A 20,868-nucleotide genomic window follows, 5' to 3' on the forward strand; every position below is an offset into this window, starting at 1 on the left:
GGGGCGCCGCAGATGATCCCCGGAGAAATACTCTTCGCCGACGGGCCCCTCGTCATCAACGAGGGCCGTGAGGTCACCCGTATCGCTGTCGTCAACGCCGCCGACCGGCCCGTCCAGGTCGGCTCCCACTACCACTTCGCCGAGGCCAACCCCGGTCTGGACTTCGACCGCGCGGCAGCCCGCGGCAAGCGCCTGAACATCGCCGCCGGAACCGCCGTGCGCTTCGAGCCCGGCATTCCCCTCGATGTCGAACTCGTACCCCTCGCAGGACTCCGGGTCGTCCCGGGTCTGCGCGGCGAGACCGGAGGCGCGCTCGATGTGAGCGACGCACGCGAGGCCGCCGGGCCGCTGGGGGCACTCCCCCTGGCTTCGCCGGGGGCACCCCCACCCACGCCGAAGGCTGTGGGGGAGACAGCGAAATCCGCACCTCTGCGCCGAGCGGGCGGAGAAGCGAACGGAGTTGAAGGTGCCTGAGCTGAACCGTGCTGTATACGCCGACCTGTTCGGCCCCACCACCGGCGACCGGATCCGTCTCGCCGACACCGACCTGCTCGTGGAGATCGAGGAGGACCGCTCCGGCGGCCCCGGACTCGCGGGCGACGAGGCGGTGTTCGGCGGCGGCAAGGTGATACGTGAGTCGATGGGCCAGTCCCGTACGACACGGGCCGAAGGCGCGCCCGACACCGTCATCACCGGCGCCGTCGTCATCGACCACTGGGGCATCGTCAAGGCGGACATCGGCATCCGCGACGGCCGGATCACCGGCATCGGCAAGGCCGGGAATCCCGACACCATGGACGGTGTACACCCCGACCTCGTCATCGGTCCCGAAACCGAAGTGATCGCGGGCAACGGGAAGATCCTCACCGCGGGCGCCATCGACGCGCATGTCCACCTCATCTCTCCGACCATCATCGAGCAGGCGCTCGCGACCGGAATCACCACGATCATCGGCGGCGGCACCGGACCGGCCGAAGGCACCAAGGCCACCACCACCACCCCCGGCCCCTGGCACCTTGCCCGGATGTTCGAGGCGCTGGAGACCTTCCCCGTCAACATCGGACTGCTCGGCAAGGGCAACACGATGTCCCGCGAGGCGATGCACTCCCAGCTGCGCGGCGGTGCGCTCGGGTTCAAAATCCATGAGGACTGGGGGTCCACGCCCGCCGTCATCGACGCCTGTCTGAGCGTCTGCGAGGAGACCGGCGCCCAGCTCGCCATCCACACGGACACCCTGAACGAAGCCGGCTTCGTCGGCGACACTCTCGCCGCCATCGCCGGACGCACCATCCACGCGTACCACACCGAGGGCGCGGGCGGCGGGCACGCGCCCGACATCATCACCGTGGTCTCCGAGCCGTACGTCCTGCCCAGCTCCACCAACCCGACCCGGCCGCACACCGTCAACACCATCGAGGAACACCTCGACATGCTGATGGTCTGCCACCACCTCAACCCGTCCGTGCCGGAGGACCTCGCCTTCGCCGAATCCCGGATCCGGCCCTCCACCATCGCGGCCGAGGACATCCTGCACGACCTCGGAGCCATCTCGATCATCTCCTCCGACTCCCAGGCCATGGGCCGCGTCGGCGAGGTGATCATGCGTACGTGGCAGACCGCGCACGTCATGAAGAAACGCCGTGGCGCACTGCCCGGAGACGGCCGCGCCGACAATCACCGTGCACGTCGCTATGTCGCCAAATACACGATCAACCCGGCCGTCGCTCAGGGCCTGGACCACGAGATCGGCTCGGTCGAGAGCGGCAAACTCGCCGACCTGGTGCTGTGGGAGCCCGCCTTCTTCGGCGTCAAGCCGAAGCTCGTCATCAAGGGCGGGCAGATCGCGTACGCGCAGATGGGCGACGCCAACGCCTCCATCCCGACCCCGCAGCCGGTCATGCCGCGGCCCATGTTCGGGGCGATCGGCAGGGCCCCGGCAGGCAACTCGCTCAACTTCGTCGCCGAGGCGGCGATCGAGCACGGGCTGCCCGAACAGCTCGGCCTGGGCAAGCGGTTCGTACCGATCAAGAACACCCGGCGCCTCACCAAGGCGGACATGCGGGAGAACGACGCCCTGCCGCGCGTCGAGGTCGACGCCGACACCTTCGCGGTGAGGATCGACGGCGAGCCGGTCGAACCGGCGCCCGCCGCCGAACTGCCCATGGCCCAGCGCTACTTTCTCTTCTGATGGGCGCGCGACATGAGTAGAGCCGCGCTGCTCGTCCTCGCGGACGGCCGGTTCCCCGCGGGTGGTCACGCCCACTCGGGCGGCGCGGAACCGGCCGTCAAAGCGGGCCGGATCCGCGATGCGTCTGACCTGGCGGCCTTCTGCCGGGGGCGGCTGCACACCACGGGTCTGGTCGCGGCGGCGCTGGCCGCCGCGTCCGCGGCGGGCTGTGATCCGCCGGCGCTCGACGAGGCCGCCGACGCTCGTACGCCCTCGCCCGCGCAGCGGGCCACCGCCCGCAAGCTCGGCCGGCAGCTGATGCGGGCCGCCCGTTCCACCTGGCCCAGCCAGGAGCTCGACGCCCTGGCCGCGGCCCGGCCGCGTGGCGCGCACCAGCCGGTCGTGCTGGGGCTCGCCGCGCGGTCGGCCGGGCTGGGGCCGCTGGATGCCGCGTATGCGGCGGCGTACGAGGCGGTCAGCGGACCGGCGACCGCGGCGGTACGTCTGCTCAGCCTCGATCCCTTCGAGGCGACGGCGGTCCTGGCCCGGCTGGCGGCCGAACTCGACGCCGTGGCCGAACGGGCCGCGCGGGCAGCGGCGGAGGCAGCGGTCGAAGGACTTGACGCGCTGCCCGCCGCCTCGGCCCCGCTGCTGGAGATCACCGCGGAGGCGCACGCCGCCTGGCCCGTACGCCTTTTCGCATCCTGAACTGCCGACTGGAGCCGCACCATGCATCTGGATCATTCACACGACGGCGCAACCGCCGTCAGCGCCGACGCCGTGCGCCCCGACGGTGCCCGGCGTGCCCTGCGCATCGGCCTCGGCGGGCCTGTCGGCTCGGGCAAGACCGCCACCGTCGCCGCCCTGTGCCGGGCCCTGCGCGATCAGCTGTCCATCGCCGTGGTCACCAACGACATCTACACCCGCGAGGACGCCGAGTTCCTGCTCCGTAACGCCGTACTTCCCCCCGAGCGCATCGCCGCGGTGGAGACGGGCGCCTGCCCGCACACCGCGATCCGCGACGACATCTCCGCCAACCTCGAAGCCGTCGAGGACCTGGAGGAAAGCGTCGGCCCGCTCGACCTGATCCTGGTCGAGTCCGGCGGCGACAACCTCACCGCCACCTTCTCCAAGGGCCTGGTCGACGCCCAGATCTTCATCATCGACGTCGCGGGCGGCGACGACATCCCCCGCAAGGGCGGCCCCGGCGTCACCACCGCCGACCTCCTCGTCATCAACAAGACCGACCTCGCCCCCTACGTCGGCTCCGACCTCGGCCGCATGGCCCGCGACGCCAAGGAACAACGCGGCCCACTCCCCGTAGCCCTCACCTCCCTCAAGGACGAGAACGGGATCGGCCCGGTCACCGACTGGGTGCGCGCGCGGCTCGCCGCCTGGACCGCATGAGCGTCCACGCCACCGCCCGTATCGTCGCCACCCGCGACGGCCTGCCGGTGCTGGAGAGCGACGGGCCCCTCGCCCTGCGCCGTACGCGCGCCACCGGACCGTACATCCGCGTCACCATCGTCGGCGCGATGAGCGCGCCGCTCGGCGGCGACCGGCTCGCCATCGAGGCGGAGGTGCGCGAGCGGGCACGGCTCACTGTCGACTCCGCCGCCGCGACCATCGCCCTGCCCGGAACCACCGGCGAACGGGCCCACTACGACGTGCGGTTGACCGTGGGCGACCACGCCGAGCTGCGCTGGCTGCCGGAGCAGCTCATCTCGGCGTACGGCAGCGAGCTGCGCATGCGCACCCGCGTCGAACTCGCCGCCACCGCACGGCTGGTGCTGCGCGAGGAACAGGTCCTCGGCCGGTACGGCGAGCAGCCCGGCACGCTGGCCACCCGCCTCACCGTCCACCGCGCCGGACGCCCCCTGCTCGACCAGGAGCTGGGCTACGGCCCGAACGCGCCCGGCGGCTGGGACGGCGGGGCCGTGCTGGGCGGGCACCGGGCGGTGGGACAACTCCTCGTCGTGGACCCCGCGTTCGAAGACTTCGGGGAGAAGCCCGCCGAGTCCCGGCTGCTCGGCGATACGGCGGTGCTCATGCCGCTCGCCGGTCCGGCCGTGCTGGTCACCGCCGTCGCGCCGGACGCCCGCGGGCTGCGCCGCACACTGGACGACGTGCTGCACGAGGTCCTGGAGCCCCAACCGCCGAACTGAAGCCGCGTACCGGCTATGGGTTCGGCAAAGAAACATGAGTACGGCCTGTTCGCCCTGTTCGCCGCTGCCCCGCAGACGAAAGGATCCCCGGGAGAACTCAACGACTTCAAGGGGGACTTCAACGTGAGACGCACAGCAGCGCTCGGCTCGGCCGGCACTCTGATCGCGGGCACCCTCATGGCGGGGGCGATAGCCGCGCCGGTGGCCACCGCCGACGGCCGCCACCAGGGCTGGTCCGAGGCGCGCGGGGTTCAGATCGCCGCCGAGCGGGCCGCCAAGAAGGGCATCGACTGGGCGGACTGCCCGGCGGACTGGGCCATCGCCAAGCCCATCCAGTGCGGCTGGGTGAGCGTTCCGCTCGACTACGCCCGCCCGAATGGCAAGCAGATCAAACTGGCCGTCGACCGCATCGGCAACACCGGCACCGCGGCGGAGCGCCAGGGCGCTCTCGTCTACAACCCGGGTGGCCCCGGCGCTTCGGGCATGCGCTTCCCGACCCGCGTCACCAACAAGAACCCGCTCTGGGTCAACACCTCGAAGGCGTACGACTTCGTGGGCTTCGACCCGCGGGGTGTCGGCCACTCGGCCCCCATCTCGTGCGTCGACCCGCAGGAGTTCGTGAAGGCTCCGAAGGCCGACCCCGTCCCCGACAGCGAGGCCGACAAACGCGCCCAGCGCAAGCTCGCCGCCGAGTACGCGGACGGGTGCGCCGAGCGCAGCGGCTGGATGCTGCCGCATATGACCACCCCCAACAGCGCCCGCGACCTCGATGTCCTGCGCGCCGCCCTCGGCGAGAAGAAGCTCAACTTCCTGGGCGTCTCCTACGGCACCTACCTCGGCGCGGTCTACGCGACGCTCTTCCCCGGCCACGTCCGGCGGATGATCGTGGACAGTGTGGTCAACCCCTCGCGGGAGAAGATCTGGTACCAGGCCAACCTGGACCAGGACGTCGCCTTCCAGTTGCGCTGGGACGACTGGAAGGCCTGGGTCGCCAAGAACGACGCCGTCTTCCACATCGGCGACACCCCCGAGAAGGTCGAACAGCAGTGGCTGAAGCTGCGGGCCACCGCCAAGAAGAACCCGCTGGGCGGGGTCGTTGGACCGGCGGAGCTCGTTCTCTTCTTCCAGAGCGCGCCGTACTACGACTCCACCTGGGTGCCCATCGCGCAGACCTGGAGCAAGTACCTCGCCGGTGACACCCAGGCACTGATCGACGCCGCGTCGCCCGATATGAGCGACACCGCGGGCAATATCTCCTCGGAGAACGGCAACGCGGTCTACACGGCCGTCGAGTGCGCGGACGCCAAGTGGCCGACCAACTGGAAGACCTGGGACCGGGACAACACCCGGCTCCACCGGGACTATCCCTTCATGACATGGGCCAACGCCTGGATGAACCTGCCGTGCGCCACCTGGCCGTCCAAACAGCACACCCCGCTGTATGTCACCTCGGGCAAGGGCCTGCCGCCGGTGCTCATCGTGCAGGCCACCCGCGATGCCGCCACTCCCTTCCCGGGCGCGGTCGAGCTGCACAAGCGGCTCAAGGGCTCGCGTCTGATCACCGAGAAGGACGCCGGTTCGCACGGTGTGACCGGGCTGGTCAACCCGTGTGTCAATGAGCGGGTGGACGCCTATCTGCTCAACGGCAAGCTGGACAGCAGCGATGTGACGTGCGCTCCGCACGCCACGCCGAAGCCCTAGGGCGTGTTTTAGAAGTCCCGCCTGCCCCGCGACGCCTGGCACGCACACTCGCGGTGTTGTCGGAGTCGCCCAAGTACGTCCAGTACGAGGGCGATCCTCCGCCTTGCGATTGCACGCACCAGACGCCGCAGGGCCCGCCCTACCGGGCGGACGGCGCTACTTCTAAAACACGCCCTAGCCGCGTAGCCGTAGTGAGGGGGAGGGGCGGCCGGTCACGGCCGCCCCTCCCCGCGGTAGCTCCCCGCGGTAGCTCCCCGCGGTATCAGCGCTGTTTGAGCCAGGAGTCCTCGGCCGCGTAGTCGAACCAGTCGTCTTCGTAGTTCGCGAGGTTCCTGAAGATCTCCGCCCAGTCGCGCCACTCGCGAATGTCCCGGCCCTCGATCCGCCGGGCGAGCCACTCGACGGTCGCGGGCAGCGACGCGGCGTAGCTCGTGACAGCCCGGTAGCCCAACTCCCGCTCCGCCGCGCTCATGTCGAACACGATCGGACGGTCCTCACCCCACGGGGTGAGGCCCACCGCACCCACCGGCGCCGGTCCGTCGACGAGTACGGTCTCGCTCGGCACGCCGAGCGCCGCGTCCACGCCCGCGCTGATCTCCGCGACCGTCGGCACCTCCGGATCACCCGCGTTGAGCACCCGCGACCCCGGCTTGGCCGCCGCCAGGCGGATCAGCTCGGCGATATTGGAGACATGGACGGGGTGGAAGCGGGACTCCCCGTTGTACGCGAGGATGCGCACCGGCCGCCGGTCCAGCGCCCGCTTCACGAAGTACAGCTCGCGCGGACCCGGGCAGTACGGCCCGTGGATCGCGCCCGCGCGCAGCAGTGTCACCGGCAACTCGTCGCCCGCCGCGAGCAGTTCCCGCTCCAGCGCCACCTTGCGGGTGCCGTACGTCGCATCGCTCGGGGCGACGGTCCGCTGTGTCTCCAAGATCGGCACCGGGTAGCGCGGAAAGCCGTCGGGCTCGTCCTGGGTGTCGAAACTGCGGCCCTGGTCGTCCTCGTACACCGCGCCGCTGGAGATCACGACGGCCGAGCCGATCCGGTCCGCGAAGCCTCGCAACTGGCGTGCGTGGTTCTGCCCGTACGCCACCATGTCCACCAGCACGTCACAGCCGTCACCGAGGGCGGCGGCCAGCGCCGCGTCGTCCTCCCGGTCGGCCGACACCGTCCGTACCTTCGCGGGCCAGGTGTCGTCCCGGCCGCCGCCGCGCGAAACCGCGCGTACCTCCCAGCCGTCCGCCGCGAGCGCGGTCACCGCGGCCCGCCCCACCTGCCCGGTCGCACCGAGCACCAGCACGCTTCCCTTGGTTCCCTTGATCCCCTTGGTCATGTGCTCCACGCTAAGCGCGCGGTGGGCACCGGGCCCAGGGAGTACGCCGTGCGCGGATTCGCTAACAGCCCCGGCGCCGGGGGAACTTCTTCGCGGGCTCCAGCTCCGCCTTGACGTCGGCGGCGTAGCGGTCCACGTACTCCTGGCCCGACAGCTCAAGGATCGCGTACATGATCTCGTCGGTGACGGCGCGGATCGCGGCCTTCTCGTTCTCCAGGCCCGCGTACCGCGAGAAGTCCAGCGGCTCACCGAAGCGGACCGTGACCCGCTTGACCTTCGGCAGGACCTGTCCGGGCGGCTGGATCTCGAACGTACCCACCATCGCGCACGGCACCACCGGCACCCCCGCCTTGAGCGCCATCACCGCGACGCCCACCTTGCCCTTGTAGAGGCGGCCGTCGTGCGAGCGGGTGCCCTCGGGGTAGATGCCCAGCAGCTCTCCCTTGTTGAGCACCCCGAGGCCCTCGCGGATCGCCGCCTGCCCGGCGTTCTTGCCCGAGCGGTCCACCGGGATCTGCCCGGCGCTGCGGAAGAACGCGGCGGTCAGCCGGCCCTTGACGCCCGGCCCGGTGAAGTACTCGGCCTTGGCGAGGAAAGTGATACGCCGCTTGATGATCGCCGGCATCAGGAAGTGGTCCGAGAACGACAGATGATTGCCCGCGACGATCGCCGCGCCCTCGGCGGGGATGTGCTCCAGGCCCTCGATCCTGGGCCGGAACAACAGTTTCAGCACCGGCCCGAGAACGACGTATTTGAGCACGTAATAGAACACCAGGGCTGCTCCTCACTCCGCGGGACCGGCTCCCGGACTGCGTAGTGCCAGGTCAGTAGTGCCAGGTCACGGGCGCGCCGGGGGAGGCTCAGTGTAGGTGCGGGCCGCCGGTGGGTGACAGAGCCGTGCAGGGGTCATGCAGGGGGCGGCGCGCCCGGCGCCACCGCGCGTAAGCCGTCCGACTGATCCCGGTCGGCCGTTCGAGGTGAGCACCGCGGCCGGGCGGAGAACTCCGGCCAGGGAGCGGGCATGGAGAAAAATGGCAGATACCTCGCATATGTCTCGCCAGTCTCCTCAAGGGTTCCTGAATCAAAGGTAATCAAAGGTTCTGAAAGGAACACGCATGGCCAAGAGACGATCCTGGATGGGGGCCGCCTTCCTCGCGGGCGCCATTCTCGCGGGGGGAATCGCGTTCGGGCCGGGTCTGACGGAGTCCCGGGCCTCCAGCCACTGGGACGCCCCGATGGTGGTCCCCGACCCGCAGCTCGACGCGACGGACATGTACGCGTTCACCAGCCCGGACGCGCCCGACACCATGACCGTCGCGGTCAACTACCACCCGTTCCAGGCCCCCGGCACCCCGGTCCCGTACCGCTTCGCCACCGACACCCGCTACGACGTCCACTTCGACAGCACAGGCGACGGAAAGGCCGACGTCACCTACCGGTGGACCTTCCGCGACGAGGACAACCGGGGACTCATCCCCGCGTACGTCACCGGGGTCGTGGACTCTCTCGACAGCGGCAACCTCCGTTTCCGCCAGCGCTACACCCTCCAGAAGCTGCGGCCGGGCGCCGCCGCCCAGACCCTCGTACGCGACGGAACCGCCGCCCCCACACACTTCGGCCGGCTCGTCATGCCGGACTACGGCAAGCTGCGCCGCGAGGCGACCGAGCAACTGCCCGGCGGCGGGCAGACCTACGCGGGCCAGGCCGCGGACCCCTTCTATACGAACCTCAAGGCCACCGCCCTGATCAGGTTCGGCACCCCGACCCCGTCGCTGCGGACGCCCACCCCGCTCAATGTCTCGACCATGGTGCTCCAGGTGCCCAAGTCCGAGGTGGCGCTGCGCGGCGACGCCGAGCGCAATCCGGTGGTCGGCGTATGGGCCACGGCGGCGCGCAAGGCACTGGATCTGAGAGGCGGCGGCGCGGACACCTACCGTCAGGTCTCCCGGGTGGGAAACCCGACGTTCAACGAAGTGTTCGTACGCTGCCCCGCCGTCCTGCCGTGCACGGCGAACGATCGGTACAACGCCTCGGCACCGGACAAGGACCGGGGCACCGCGGAGATCTACAACGGCGTACTGCACCCGCTCAAGCCGAAGCTGATCCAGTCGGCCACCGGTGTCAAGGCACCGGCCGAACCCCGCCGCGACCTCGAAAGCGCCTGGCTGACCGGGCTCAGCGACGGGATCAACTCCCCACGGACCAACAGGGACGCCGACCCCGCGGCCATCGTTCCGGCGGAGGAGCTGCGCCTCAACATGAGCACGCCGCCCACCCGGCGAGCGGACCGCCTCGGCTACATCGCGGGTGACCCGCAGGGCTTCCCCAACGGCAGGCGGCTCGACGACGACGTCAGCGCGTCCGTCCTGTCCCTGCTCATGGGCGCGCTGACCACACAGGCCACGCCCGCGATCGGCCCGGATGTGACGGGCGGGCGGCCGGCCAAGCCGAACACCACGGCCTTCCCCTACCTTCCGACACCGCTGCACGCGTAATCCACGCGTACACAGAACACCTCAGAGAACACCCCCACCACAGGAGATGTCCCATGCGTTTCACCCCTTCCTCTCTCGTCCTGACCGGCGGCGTCTGTGCCGCACTGCTGCTGTCCGCCCAGCCGGCGTTCGCAGGGGCCGCGCCCCAGCAGGCGCCGCAGCAGCAGCCCGTCGCAGCCGCAGCCAAGGGCTGCGTCCCGGCGGGACAGACCGGCGTCTACCTCTCGAAGGAAGGGACGGCGAAGGTCACCCTCTCGAAGCAGTTCCTCGACGGTCTGAAGAAGTCGGGCGCCACCATCGACGGCATCGCCCCGGTCAAGCTGACCGACAACGGAACCGCCCTGACCATGCCGATCGGCGAGAAGTACGACAACATCGAGTTCCCCAGTGGCCGCGTCTGCTACCCGGGCGGCTTCCGCATCACCCAGAAGGCCACGGGCAAGATCTACGAGGTCGAGGACTTCTGGGTCCTGTTCGCCGCCTTCGGCCACAGCAAGTTCCTTGCCACGCCGGAGGTCAACGGCGTACGCAACACGGCCGGTGAGCTCACCATGCTCAACTTCAGCGTCCCGCAGGCGTTCATGACGGGCCAGTTCGTCCCGCACAACGGAGGCATCGGCCCCAAGCGCGTCGTCATGAACATGGACGCGCAGTGGGCCACCCACCTGAACAAGGAACTGGCCACCGACTTCAAGAGCGGTATGCACCTGTTCGACACCGACATCGCCTGGAAGGGCGTCCCGAGCAAGACGTTCCCGAACATCGGGCACTTCCCGAGCGTCGGCGCGGCAGGTCTGCAGTCCCTCGCGGACGCCATCCGCCCGGGTCTTTAGTACAAGCCGGTCCCGCTTGTGGGTGCCCCGGTCTCCCGGGGCACCCACGCCGTTGTGTTGTGTCCGCTGAGGAGAACCGGATGAGACGAGCCCTCGGACTGGTCCTGGCCGCGGTCGTGGGTGCCGGAGCGCTGATCGTGTACGGCCCGGGCCAGGACCGTACGGATCACGGCGACGGCCGGCTGGGCAGCGGCAGCGGTAGCGGTAGCGGCGAGCGGGCCGGCGTGTTCCCGCCGGCCGTGTCGCCGCACAGCGTGTCCGCCATGATCGAGCAGGCCCGCGCGCGGCTGAAGCGGGCCCCGGACGAGGCCAGGCTGTGGGCCGAACTCGGCACCGCTTACGTCGAACAGGCCCGGGTCGCCGCCGACCCCACGTACTACACCAAGGCGGAACAGGCGCTGCGCAAGGCGCTCACGCTCCGCCACCGGAGCCCCGAGGACCGCGCCCGCGCCCAGACCGGCTTGGGCACACTCGCCAACGCACGCCACGAGTTCCGGGACGCGGAACGGTGGGCCGAGCAGGCGCTCCAACTCGACCCGGACCACTGGATGCTCTACGGCGTACTGGCCGACGCCCGGCTCCAGCTCGGTGAGCGCCGGTCGGCCGAGGAAGCCTTGCGGACCATGATGAACCTGCGGCCCGGCGTGGCCTCCTACACCCGGGCCGCGCACTACTTCACCCTCACCGGCCGCCCGGAACGCGCCGCCGAAGCCCTGGACCTGGCCATCTCCGCCGCCGCCCCTGCTGCCGCCCCTGCCGCCGCCGCCGAACTCGCCTTCTGCCACGAGCGCAAGGGCGAGCTGGCGTGGCACACCGGCCGGCCCCGCACGGCGCTGGCCGCCTACGACCGCGCGCTGGCCGCCGACCCGCACCACGCCGCCGCGCTGGCCGGCCGCGGCCGGGCCAAGGCGGCCCTCGGCCGGACCGAGGAGGCACTGCGCGACTACACCGCTTCCCTGAAGCACGCCCCGCATCCCGCCGTACTCGTCGAACTCGGCGAGCTGTACCTCTCGCTGGGCCGCCAGGCGCAGGCCGAGCGGCAGTTCATGCTCTTCGAGGATGTACAGAAGCTGTTCCGCGCCAGTGGGGTCGCCGACGGCCTGCTCGCCGGGCGGTACGAGAGCGAGCACGGCGACCCCGCGACAGCCGTACGCCTGCTGCGCGCGGAGTGGGCCAGAGGCCGCACCGCGGAGAGGGCCGACGCGCTCGGCTGGGCACTGCACCGGGCGGGTCACCACGCGCATGCCCTGCCGTACGCCCGCCAGGCCACCGAACTGGACGGCCACCGCGCCGAATTCGCCTACCACCGCGGCCGGATCGAACAGGCCCTGGGCATGGCCGGGCCCGGCCGTGAGCACATCGGCCGGGCGCTGCGCCTCAACCCGCACTTCTCGCCGCTGCACGCGCCGAAGGCGAAAGCCGCCCTCGGCAAGGCACACCGATGACCCTCACGCTCGCTCTTCTCGCGGTGCTGTCCGCGACCGCGTTCATCGAGCCGCCCGCGGTCGCCGCGCATCCGCTGGGCAACTTCACCGTCAACCACTACACCGGCCTGACCGTGCGCCCCGACCGGATCGACGCCGTCGCCGTCGTCGACCGCGCGGAGATCTCCACCGCGCAGGAACGGCCGTCGGTCGACCGGGACCAGAACGGCGCCGTCGACGCGGCCGAACGCCGGTCCCACGCCCGAGGCCGGTGTACGGCGCTGGCGCGCGGCCTGCGGGTGGAGATGGACGCGAGCCGCGTCGCCTGGAAACTCTCCGCCGCCCAATTCACCTACCAGCCCGGCGAAGGGGGCCTGCGGACCAGCCGACTGCGGTGCGCGCTCACCGCCGGGGCGCGTCCGCGGTCACCATCGGACATCACCGTGCGTACCACGTACGACAGCGGGCGCGTCGGCTGGCACGAGATCACCGCACGCGGCAGGGGAGTCACGCTCACGCGCTCCACCGTGCCCGCGGCTTCCGCCACCGACGAACTGCGCCGCTATCCGCAGGACCCGCTGGCCGCGCCCCTCAACCAGCGAACCGCCACCCTGCGTGTGGAGGCCGGCGACAGCGGCCCACCGCCGCCGGGGCCGGCGGGCCTTCCGGGTGCGGGCCCGGTCACCGCCGCGCTGGACAAGGTCGCGGGCGTCTTCCACTCACTTGTCGGAACACGCCGACTGACCGTTCCCGTAGGGCTGCTGGCGCTGCTGCTCGCGGTGGTACTGGGCGCTTCCCACGCGGCCATGCCGGGGCACGGCAAGACGGTCATGGCCGCGTATCTCGCGGGACGTCGTGGCACACCCCGCGACGCGGTCACCGTGGGCGCGACCGTGACGCTGACGCACACCGCGGGCGTGCTGGTGCTCGGACTTCTGCTGCCCGTCGCCACCGCGCTGGCCGGGGAGGCGGTACTGCTGTGGCTCGGCCTGGCCAGCGGTCTCCTGATCACGGCGATCGGCCTCCGGCTGCTGCGCTCCGCCGTCCTCCACCGCCGCGCCCACGTACACCATGACCACCACCATCACGGCGGTACGCGACGCGGCAGCCTGATCGGCATGGGCATCGCGGGCGGCCTGGTCCCCAGCCCCTCCGCCCTGGTGGTCCTGCTCGGAGCCGTTGCCCTGGGCCGGACCGCGTTCGGCGTGCTCCTGGTCATCGGCTACGGCCTGGGCATGGCAGCGACGCTCACCCTGGCGGGTCTGCTCCTGATCCGGCTCCGCGACCGGATCGCGGCGGCCACCGGCGCCCCCGGTGCTTCCGGTGGCCCGCTGCCGACGCTGCGCAAGCGGCTCTCGCGCATCGGCCCTGTGGCCACCGCCACCCTCATCGTCCTGGTCGGTCTGGGCCTCACGCTGCGAGCCCTCCCCGGCGGCCTGTGATCAGACCGGGGCGTCCAGCCTCGCACGCTGATCCACCGTCAGCTCCAGGTCGACGGCGGCCAGGCTCTCGTCCAGCTGCGCCACCGAGGAGGCGCCGACCAGCGGAATCACCGGAATCTCGCCGCTGATCAGCCACGCGAGTACCACCTGATTGACCGTCGCCCCGGTCTCCTTGGCGACCTCCCGCAGCGCCGCCAGGCGCGCGGGCGTGCCCGCATGGTCGAAGTCGGCGTCCAGCGGCCTGTCGTCGCGTACGTAAGCTCCCGACAGCAGCGGGGTGTAGGCGACCAGCGCGAGTCCGGGTTCGGCCCGCAGATAACTGAGCAGGTCACCTTTGACCACGCCCAGCTGGCCGTCGGGGGAGCGCAGGGTCGGCCGGTCGGCGCGCCGCCGCAGATAGGTGTGGTGGTACTGGAGGACCTCGTAGCCGGGCAGACCGGCCGCCGCGGCGAGGCTCCGGGCGCGTTCCACCTGCCAGGCCCAGTGGTTGGAGACGCCGAGCAGTCCGACAGTGCCTTCGGCCACCAGTTCGGCAAAGCCCTCGACGGTCTCCCGTACCGGTACGGCGTCGTCCGGGATGTGCGCGTACAGCAGGTCGAGCTTGTCCACGCCGAGCCGTTCGCGGCTGCGCTCCGAGGACTCCCGTATCACCTTGGCCGACAGCCCTTCGGCGTTGTCGGTGAAGCTGGTGCCGGGGGCGAGCGGACGCCCGCCGAGCTTGGTGGCGATGGTGAGCTCGTCCACCGGGCCACGGCTGCGCCGCCAGCGGCCGAGCAGTGCCTCGCTCTCGCCGCCCTGGGTGCCGTTGATCCAGAACGCGTAGTTGTTGGAAGTGTCGATGAAGGTGCCGCCAGCCTCGACGTACCGGTCGAGGATCGCGAACGAGGTCGCCTCGTCGGTCACCGTGCCGAACAGCATGGCGCCGAGGCTGAGCACGCTCACCTCGCGCCGGGTGCCCGGGTCGGTGCCGATCGTTCGGTAGCGCATCGGGATTCCCTTCGTACCACCCGCCGGGTGCGGGTGCCGAAAGGGAGTCTGGATCTTGAAGTGCGCTCTATGTCAACAGCCGCCCCCCACACGTAATTGGGCGCTCTTCGCACCCCCGAAGCCGTGACGTTCGGTTGGTCGTACGCAGTTCGAAGTTTCGATCGACTGAAAATACGTCCGGGATCCAGGTGCGTCAATACCTCCGCACAGTCTCCTTCGCGTTACGCAAATGTGACGCCTGCCTGTCTGTTCAACATCTTGACCGGCATGTTTTGTTAGCGCTCACAACGACCTTCGCGCTCGTCAGCAACCGCCAAGGAGGTGCGGCATGGCCGAATCACCGCTGCGACCGCCGACCATGGCGGATGTCGCACTGTTGGCGGGGGTGTCCCACCAGACCGTTTCACGCGTTGTGGGAGATCACCCCAACGTGCGGGACAAGACACGAACCAGAGTGCGCCGCGCGATCGAGGAGTTGGGTTACCGCCGAAACTTCTCGGCGCGTGCCCTGGCCACTCGGCGCACCCGGACCCTGGGTGTGGTGGCCTCCGACACGACCCTCTACGGCCCGGCCAGCACCCTGTTCGCGCTGGAGGAGGCGGCACGCGCCAAGGGGTATCTCGTCTCCGCGGTGAGCTTGCGCAGGCTCACCGTGGACACGCTGGCAGAGGCCCTGGACCACCTCAGCGAGGGCGGGGTGGAGGGAGTGGTCGCCGTCGCCCCGCACCGGTCGGCGGTCGCTGCTCTCGCTGAACTCCGCCACCCCTTCCCGGTGGTGACCGTGAGCAGCGGAGAGGCCAGGGGGATCCCCAGCGTCACCGTGGACCAGGGTCTGGGCGCACGGCTGGCCACCGGTCACCTCCTGGCGGCCGGCCACCGCACGGTCTGGCACGTCGCAGGATCCGACGGCTGGCTGGAGGCGGAGGACCGGGCCGCCGGGTGGCGGGCGACGCTCGAATCGGCGGGGATCGAGCCCCCTCCGCCGCTGAGTGGGGACTGGAGCCCGAGGTCGGGCTACCGGGCGGGCCGGGAACTGGCCGAACGGGCAGGTCGCGGTCTGACCGCCGTCTTCGTGGCCAACGACCAGATGGCGCTCGGCGTTCTGCGGGCCCTGCGCGAAGCGGGCCTGCGGACACCCGAGGACGTCGCGGTGGCCGGCTTCGACGACAGCCCGGAGTCGGAGTTCTTCTCTCCGCCCCTGACCACGGTCCGGCAGGACTTTTCCGCGGTGGGAAAGCGGAGCGTCGCCCTGCTCCTGGACCGGATCGAGGGTCGCGAACCGGCCGTAACGCCCCGGACCGTCATCGCGCCCCAACTCGTCGTCCGCGCCTCCACCTTGCCACTGCCACCTTGATATCCACTCCCACCTCGATACTTGGCCTCAGCTCCCGCTGACGCCGACCGGCCGTTATCGCCAGCGATACACGGCCGACATCTCGAACGATGATCGACTGGCTGGACGCATTCCAGCCCGTCTTCACCAGTACCGGCGGGTCCCTCCTGGACCGCTCCTCAAAAGGAGAAGCACATGCTCAACAGACGCAACTTCCTCTCGGCGGCAGTCGGCGTGGCGGCCGTGGGCGCGCTCTCGGCCTGCGCCAAGAAGGACGACAGCCCCGCCGCCTCCACCGGCGCCGACGGCAAGAAGGCGATCGTCCTCGGCTTCTCCCAGGTCGGCTCGGAGAGCGGCTGGCGCAGCGCCAACACGGACTCGGTGAAGGCGTCGGCCAAGACGGCCGGCGTCAACCTCAAGTTCTCCGACGCCCAGCAGAAGCAGGAGAACCAGATCTCGGCGATCCGCAGCTACATCACCCAGAAGGTGGACGTCATAGCCTTCTCGCCGGTGGTCGTCACCGGCTGGGACGCGGTGCTCAAGGAGGCGAAGGCGGCCAAGATCCCGGTCGTCCTCACCGACCGCTCCGTGGAGACCTCCGACGAGTCCCTGTACGTCACGCTGGTCGGCTCGGACTTCACCGTCGAGGGCGAGCGTGCCGCGGTGCTGCTGGAGAAGGTCCTCGCGACGGCGGGCCACAAGGGAGCCGTGAAGATCGCGCAGCTGGAGGGCACCACCGGCGCCGCCCCGGCGATCGAGCGGGCCAAGGGCTTCAAGAAGGTCATGGACGAGAAGCACGCCGCCGACTGGAAGATCGTGGCCAGCCAGACCGGTGACTTCACCCGCGCCGGCGGCAAGCAGGTCATGGCGGCGTTCCTCCAGGCCCACCCGGACATCAACGTGGTGTTCGCGCACAACGACGACATGGCCATCGGCGCAATCCAGTCCATCGAGGCAGCGGGCAAGAAGCCCGGCAAGGACATCCTGATCGTCTCGATCGACGGCGTGAAGGACGGCTTCGTCGCCATGTCCGAGGGCAAGATCAACGCCATCGCCGAGTGCAACCCGCTCCTCGGAGACCAGCTGATGGAGGTCGTGAAGAAGGTCCACGCCGGTGAGACGGTCGAGCGGTGGATCAAGACCAAGGAGGGTGACTTCACCATGGACCAGGCCAAGGCCGCCCTTCCCACCCGCAAGTACTGACCGACCGGACAGGCGGCGGGGAGCCTCAGGCACGGAACACCGGACCGAGGCTCCCCGCGGACCTGACCAATTCTGCGAGGAGCGCTGCCATGGCAGAGCCGCTGCCCGTCCTTGAGATGGCGGGCATTTTCAAGGAGTTTCCGGGGGTACGGGCTCTGTCGGGCGTCGACTTCCGGCTCTTCCCCGGCGAGATCCACGCCCTGCTCGGCGAGAACGGAGCCGGGAAGTCCACCCTCATCAAGGTGCTGACGGGGGTTCACTCCCTGGACGCCGGCACCATCACCGTCGACGGGCGTTCCGTACGGTTCGCCGGCCCGTTGCAGGCACAGCAGGCCGGCATCAGCACGGTCTACCAGGAGGTCAACCTCTGCCCCAACCTGTCGGTGGCGGAGAACGTCTTCATCGGCCGTGAACCGACCCGCAGGGGCCGGATCCAGTGGCAGCGGCTGCGCCAGGAAGCGGCGGAGCTGGTGGACCGGCTCGGCCTCGACATCGACGTCTCCGCGCCGCTGGGTTCGTACCCGCTGGCCGTGCAGCAACTGGTCGCGATCGTACGGGCCGTGGGCAGCGGCACCGGCGAGGGCAAGGGCGCGGGCGCGGGCACCAAGGTGCTCATCCTGGACGAGCCGACGTCCAGCCTCGACCGCGACGAGGTGCTGGAGCTCTTCGCCCTGATGCGGCGCCTCAAGGAGCAGGGCGTGGCGATCCTGTTCGTATCGCACTTCCTCGACCAGATCTACGAGGTCTGCGACCGCATGACCGTACTGCGCAACGGCACCCTGGTCGGCGAGCGCATGGTCGCGGACCTGGATCAGGTCGGTCTGGTCAAGCTCATGATCGGCAAGGACCTGGACCAGCTGGAGGAGCTCCACGAACACCAGTTGCGGTCCGCCGTCGGCGAGCCGCTGCTCCAGGCGGACGGCCTCGGCCGGACCGGCGGTATCGCGCCCTTCGACCTGGAGGTCCGCTCGGGCGAGGTGATCGGACTCGCGGGCCTGCTCGGCTCCGGCCGTACCGAGCTCGCCCGGCTGCTCTTCGGCGCCGATCAGGCGGACAGCGGGAAGCTGACCATCGGCGGAAAGCAGGTCTCGCTGAGCGCCCCGAACGACGCCATCGGCGCCGGCGTCGCGTTCTGCTCCGAGAACCGCAAGACCGAGGGTCTGGTGCCCGACCTGACGGTGCGGGAGAACATCATCCTCGCCCTTCAGGCGGCGCGCGGCTGGGTCCGGCCCATACCGGTTGCCCAGCGGGACGAACTCGTCGCCAAGTACATCAAGGCGCTGGACATCCGGCCCGCCAACCCGGAGGCCAGGGTCGGCGCGCTGAGCGGCGGAAACCAGCAGAAGGTGCTGCTGGCCCGGTGGCTCATCACCCAGCCGAAGCTGCTGATCCTGGACGAGCCGACGCGTGGTATCGACATCGGCGCGAAGGCCGAGATCCAGAAACTCGTGGTCTCGCTCTCCGAGGACGGCATGGCCGTGCTGTACATCGCCGCCGAGCTGGAGGAGGTACTCCGGCTGAGCCACACCATCGGAGTGCTGCGTGACCGCCGGCTGGTGGCGCAGCTGGCCAACGGGCCCGAGATCACCGCGGGCCGGATTCTGGAGACCATCGCGAGCGGAGAGCACCAGTGACGACCACTTCCCGATGGCGCGCGATGATGCACCACCGGCTCTTCTGGCCGGTCGCGGTGCTGATCGGACTGTTGCTCGTCAACGTCCCCTTCACGCCTGACTTCTTCGCCATCCACATGCAGGACGGCCACCTCTACGGCAGCCTCGTCTCGATCGTGCTGTTCGGATCGCCGCTCATCCTGGTGGCCGTGGGCATGACGCTGGTGATCGCCACCGGCGGCATCGACCTCTCCGTAGGCGCGGTGGTCGCGATCTCGGGCGCACTCGCCTGTTCGGTCATCAGCGACCAGTCCGACCAGGGCGCCCTGTCCGGGGTCTTCCTCGCGCTGGGCCTCGCCCTGGTGGCCGCGCTGGTCTGCGGCCTCTGGAACGGCTTCCTGGTCGCCAGGATGGGCATCCAGCCGATCATCGCCACCCTGATCATCATGGTCGCGGGGCGCGGCCTCGCCCAGCTGATCACCGACGGCCAGATCATCACCGTCAACAGCGAGCCGTACAAGCTCATCGGCGGCGGCTACTGGCTGACGCTGCCCTTCTCCATCTTCGTGGTGGCCGTCGTGGTGGCCGTGACATCGGCGCTGACCCGTCGTACGGCGCTGGGGCTGCTGGTCGAGTCGGTCGGCGGCAATGCCGAGGCGAGCCGCCTGGTGGGCATCAGGTCCCGCCGTATCAAGATCATGGTGTACATGTTCTGTGCGCTGTGCGCCGGTATCGCGGGGCTGATGATCAGCTCCAACGTGTCGGCCGCGGACGGCAACAACGCCGGACTGTGGATCGAACTCGACGCGATCCTCGCCGTCGTGATCGGCGGCACCGCGCTCAACGGCGGACGGTTCTACATCGGCGGCACGATCATCGGCGCGCTCGTCATCCAGACCCTGACCACCACGATCTACACCATCGGCGTGCCGACCCAGACCAACCTGGTCTTCAAGGCCGCCGTCGTCATCATCGTCTGCCTGATGCAGTCCCCGAAGTTCCGCGCCAAGGTCTTCGGCGCGCGGACACGCGGACGGGCCGCGGCCCCGGTGGATCCTGCCGCGGTGACCGACACCGCTCCCAAGATAGAGGTGTCGCAGTGAGCACGACCACCGACAGCCGTAAGAGCGCCCCCCGGCTGACCCGGGCCTCGGGCCTGCTCGGCGACCGGCGCCTGCCCGTCCTGGTGACGGCAACCCTGTTCATCGCGATGTACATCGGCGGCCTGAGCCGGTACCAGGCCTACGGGTTCACCGATCCGCAGGTGTTCATGAACCTGTTCATCGACAACGGCTATCTGCTGGTCGCCGCCGTCGGTGCCACCTTCGTCATCATGTCCGGCGGGATCGACCTGTCCGTCGGCTCCGTCATCGGCTTCACCACCATGCTGACGGCGTGGCTGGTGGAACAGCAGGGCGTGCCGGTGATCATCGTGATACCCATCGCGCTGGGCGTGGGGGCGCTCGGCGGCTTCCTCATGGGCTATGTGATCCACAACTTCGAGATCCAGCCCTTCATCGTGACTCTGGCCGGGCTCTTCCTCTTCCGTGGCCTGTGCCTGGTCATCAGCAAGGAATCGATCTCCATCAGCGATCCCTCGGTCGGGGATCTCGCCCAGACTCAGGTGGCGCTGCCCGGTGGATCGTTCCTGTCGATCGCCGCTGTGGTCTCGCTCGTCGTCCTCGCCATCGCGTTCTACGTACTGCACTACACGCGCTTCGGACGCCGGGTGTACGCCATCGGCGGGAACGAGCAGTCGGCGCTGCTGATGGGCCTTCCGATGGGCGGCACGAAGATCGCCGTGTACACGGTGAGCGGCTTCTGCTCGGCGCTGGCCGGCCTGCTGTTCACCCTGTACATCCAGTCCGGGGACCCGCTGCACGCCACCGGTATGGAACTCGACGCGATCGCCGCGGTGGTCATCGGCGGCACCCTGCTCACGGGCGGGTCCGGCTATGTGATCGGCACGCTGTTCGGGGTGCTCGTCCTGGGCCTGATCAAGAGCATCATCCAGTTCGAGGGAACGCTCAGTTCGTGGTGGACGAAGATCGCCACCGGCGTGCTGCTCTGCGCCTTCATCCTGATCCAGCGCGTCATGACGACACGCCGCCAGGAGTGAGGACACCGACACCTCAGGGCGTGACGAGGCGGCCCGGCGCGCGGTGCAGCGCA

General features: G+C 70.0%; 17 protein-coding genes and 1 pseudogene. 15 read left to right on the forward strand and 3 right to left on the reverse strand.

From position 1 onward, the window contains the following. Positions 1-12 precede the first annotated feature (12 nt). The 6 genes and pseudogenes from ACIHCQ_RS16065 to ACIHCQ_RS16090 form a co-directional block, all read left to right on the forward strand. A pseudogene (locus tag ACIHCQ_RS16065) lies at positions 13-318 on the forward strand (urease subunit beta); the annotation flags it as partial. Positions 319-466: 148 nt separating this feature from the next. Continuing rightward, positions 467-2,188, forward strand: coding sequence for an urease subunit alpha (locus ACIHCQ_RS16070; RefSeq protein ID WP_399662334.1), 1,722 nt, complete (start codon positions 467-469; stop codon positions 2,186-2,188). 12 nt (positions 2,189-2,200) lie between these two features. Next, positions 2,201-2,875 (forward strand): urease accessory protein UreF, encoded by a 675-nt coding sequence (locus ACIHCQ_RS16075; RefSeq protein ID WP_399662336.1) that lies wholly within the window; start codon positions 2,201-2,203, stop codon positions 2,873-2,875. Between the two features lie 21 nt (positions 2,876-2,896). Beyond that, positions 2,897-3,574 (forward strand): urease accessory protein UreG, encoded by a 678-nt coding sequence (ureG, locus tag ACIHCQ_RS16080; protein ID WP_399662338.1) that lies wholly within the window; start codon positions 2,897-2,899, stop codon positions 3,572-3,574. Further along, positions 3,571-4,332: an urease accessory protein UreD gene (locus ACIHCQ_RS16085; protein WP_399662340.1), complete on the forward strand. Its 762-nt coding sequence runs from the start codon at positions 3,571-3,573 to the stop codon at positions 4,330-4,332. The genes ureG and ACIHCQ_RS16085 overlap by 4 nt, the downstream gene beginning before the upstream one ends. Positions 4,333-4,455: 123 nt before the next feature. Further along, the gene (locus ACIHCQ_RS16090; RefSeq protein ID WP_399662342.1) at positions 4,456-6,033 is read left to right on the forward strand and encodes an alpha/beta hydrolase; all 1,578 of its coding nucleotides are present in this window, start codon (positions 4,456-4,458) and stop codon (positions 6,031-6,033) included. Positions 6,034-6,295: 262 nt separating this feature from the next. On the opposite strand, the gene ACIHCQ_RS16095 is transcribed toward ACIHCQ_RS16090, so the two are convergent. Together ACIHCQ_RS16095 and ACIHCQ_RS16100 are read right to left on the reverse strand one after the other, a co-directional pair. Beyond that, positions 6,296-7,366 (reverse strand): NAD-dependent epimerase/dehydratase family protein, encoded by a 1,071-nt coding sequence (locus ACIHCQ_RS16095; protein ID WP_399662344.1) that lies wholly within the window; start codon positions 7,364-7,366, stop codon positions 6,296-6,298. Positions 7,367-7,427: 61 nt separating this feature from the next. Continuing rightward, on the reverse strand, positions 7,428-8,138 hold the full coding sequence (locus tag ACIHCQ_RS16100; protein ID WP_399662346.1) for a lysophospholipid acyltransferase family protein: 711 nt from the start codon (positions 8,136-8,138) through the stop codon (positions 7,428-7,430). A 343-nt stretch (positions 8,139-8,481) separates the two neighbouring features. Between ACIHCQ_RS16100 and ACIHCQ_RS16105 the strand changes: the two genes are divergently transcribed. The 4 genes from ACIHCQ_RS16105 to ACIHCQ_RS16120 all read left to right on the forward strand — a co-directional run bounded on the left by ACIHCQ_RS16105 (position 8,482) and on the right by ACIHCQ_RS16120 (position 13,560). Then, positions 8,482-9,861, forward strand: a complete 1,380-nt coding sequence (locus ACIHCQ_RS16105; RefSeq protein ID WP_399662348.1) for a DUF4331 domain-containing protein — start codon at positions 8,482-8,484, stop codon at positions 9,859-9,861. Between the two features lie 53 nt (positions 9,862-9,914). After that, on the forward strand, positions 9,915-10,694 hold the full coding sequence (locus tag ACIHCQ_RS16110; protein ID WP_399662350.1) for a hypothetical protein: 780 nt from the start codon (positions 9,915-9,917) through the stop codon (positions 10,692-10,694). An 80-nt stretch (positions 10,695-10,774) separates the two neighbouring features. After that, the gene (locus ACIHCQ_RS16115; protein WP_399662352.1) at positions 10,775-12,139 is read left to right on the forward strand and encodes a tetratricopeptide repeat protein; all 1,365 of its coding nucleotides are present in this window, start codon (positions 10,775-10,777) and stop codon (positions 12,137-12,139) included. Further along, positions 12,136-13,560, forward strand: a complete 1,425-nt coding sequence (locus ACIHCQ_RS16120) for a nickel/cobalt transporter (RefSeq protein ID WP_399662354.1) — start codon at positions 12,136-12,138, stop codon at positions 13,558-13,560. Before ACIHCQ_RS16115 ends, ACIHCQ_RS16120 begins: the two co-directional genes overlap by 4 nt. On the opposite strand, the gene ACIHCQ_RS16125 is transcribed toward ACIHCQ_RS16120, so the two are convergent. Then, positions 13,561-14,547 carry an aldo/keto reductase gene (locus ACIHCQ_RS16125; RefSeq protein WP_399662356.1) on the reverse strand — a complete coding sequence of 329 codons (987 nt, stop codon included), beginning with the start codon at positions 14,545-14,547 and terminating at the stop codon, positions 13,561-13,563. It lies immediately after the preceding gene. 328 nt (positions 14,548-14,875) lie between these two features. Here ACIHCQ_RS16125 and ACIHCQ_RS16130 point away from each other — a divergent pair, with 328 nt between their 5' ends. The 5 genes from ACIHCQ_RS16130 (at position 14,876) to yjfF (ending at position 20,815) form a co-directional block, all read left to right on the forward strand. Further along, positions 14,876-15,901 carry a LacI family DNA-binding transcriptional regulator gene (locus tag ACIHCQ_RS16130; protein WP_399662358.1) on the forward strand — a complete coding sequence of 342 codons (1,026 nt, stop codon included), beginning with the start codon at positions 14,876-14,878 and terminating at the stop codon, positions 15,899-15,901. Between the two features lie 174 nt (positions 15,902-16,075). After that, positions 16,076-17,083, forward strand: coding sequence for an ABC transporter substrate-binding protein (locus ACIHCQ_RS16135; RefSeq protein WP_399662360.1), 1,008 nt, complete (start codon positions 16,076-16,078; stop codon positions 17,081-17,083). Positions 17,084-17,172: 89 nt separating this feature from the next. Continuing rightward, positions 17,173-18,717, forward strand: coding sequence for a sugar ABC transporter ATP-binding protein (locus ACIHCQ_RS16140; RefSeq protein WP_399662362.1), 1,545 nt, complete (start codon positions 17,173-17,175; stop codon positions 18,715-18,717). Continuing rightward, positions 18,714-19,799 carry an ABC transporter permease gene (locus tag ACIHCQ_RS16145; RefSeq protein WP_399662364.1) on the forward strand — a complete coding sequence of 362 codons (1,086 nt, stop codon included), beginning with the start codon at positions 18,714-18,716 and terminating at the stop codon, positions 19,797-19,799. Before ACIHCQ_RS16140 ends, ACIHCQ_RS16145 begins: the two co-directional genes overlap by 4 nt. Then, a complete protein-coding gene (yjfF, locus tag ACIHCQ_RS16150; protein WP_399662366.1) occupies positions 19,796-20,815 on the forward strand; it encodes a galactofuranose ABC transporter, permease protein YjfF in 1,020 nt (339 codons plus the stop codon). Before ACIHCQ_RS16145 ends, yjfF begins: the two co-directional genes overlap by 4 nt. Positions 20,816-20,868: the final 53 nt, after the last annotated feature.

The organism is Streptomyces sp. NPDC052236 (genome assembly GCF_044548015.1).
GTDB lineage: Bacteria > Actinomycetota > Actinomycetes > Streptomycetales > Streptomycetaceae > Streptomyces.

What these genes read in the sequence shown, in the direction of transcription:
- ACIHCQ_RS16085 (WP_399662340.1), top strand. Translation starts at nt 3,571, where the DNA reads ATGAGCGTCCACGCCACCGCCCGTATCGTCGCCACCCGCGACGGCCTG.
- ACIHCQ_RS16125 (WP_399662356.1), bottom strand. Translation starts at nt 14,547, where the DNA reads ATGCGCTACCGAACGATCGGCACCGACCCGGGCACCCGGCGCGAGGTG.
- ACIHCQ_RS16130 (WP_399662358.1), top strand. Translation starts at nt 14,876, where the DNA reads ATGGCCGAATCACCGCTGCGACCGCCGACCATGGCGGATGTCGCACTG.
- ureG (WP_399662338.1), top strand. Translation starts at nt 2,897, where the DNA reads ATGCATCTGGATCATTCACACGACGGCGCAACCGCCGTCAGCGCCGAC.
- ACIHCQ_RS16075 (WP_399662336.1), top strand. Translation starts at nt 2,201, where the DNA reads ATGAGTAGAGCCGCGCTGCTCGTCCTCGCGGACGGCCGGTTCCCCGCG.
- ACIHCQ_RS16120 (WP_399662354.1), top strand. Translation starts at nt 12,136, where the DNA reads ATGACCCTCACGCTCGCTCTTCTCGCGGTGCTGTCCGCGACCGCGTTC.
- ACIHCQ_RS16110 (WP_399662350.1), top strand. Translation starts at nt 9,915, where the DNA reads ATGCGTTTCACCCCTTCCTCTCTCGTCCTGACCGGCGGCGTCTGTGCC.
- ACIHCQ_RS16135 (WP_399662360.1), top strand. Translation starts at nt 16,076, where the DNA reads ATGCTCAACAGACGCAACTTCCTCTCGGCGGCAGTCGGCGTGGCGGCC.
- ACIHCQ_RS16095 (WP_399662344.1), bottom strand. Translation starts at nt 7,366, where the DNA reads ATGACCAAGGGGATCAAGGGAACCAAGGGAAGCGTGCTGGTGCTCGGT.
- ACIHCQ_RS16105 (WP_399662348.1), top strand. Translation starts at nt 8,482, where the DNA reads ATGGCCAAGAGACGATCCTGGATGGGGGCCGCCTTCCTCGCGGGCGCC.
- ACIHCQ_RS16140 (WP_399662362.1), top strand. Translation starts at nt 17,173, where the DNA reads ATGGCAGAGCCGCTGCCCGTCCTTGAGATGGCGGGCATTTTCAAGGAG.
- ACIHCQ_RS16115 (WP_399662352.1), top strand. Translation starts at nt 10,775, where the DNA reads ATGAGACGAGCCCTCGGACTGGTCCTGGCCGCGGTCGTGGGTGCCGGA.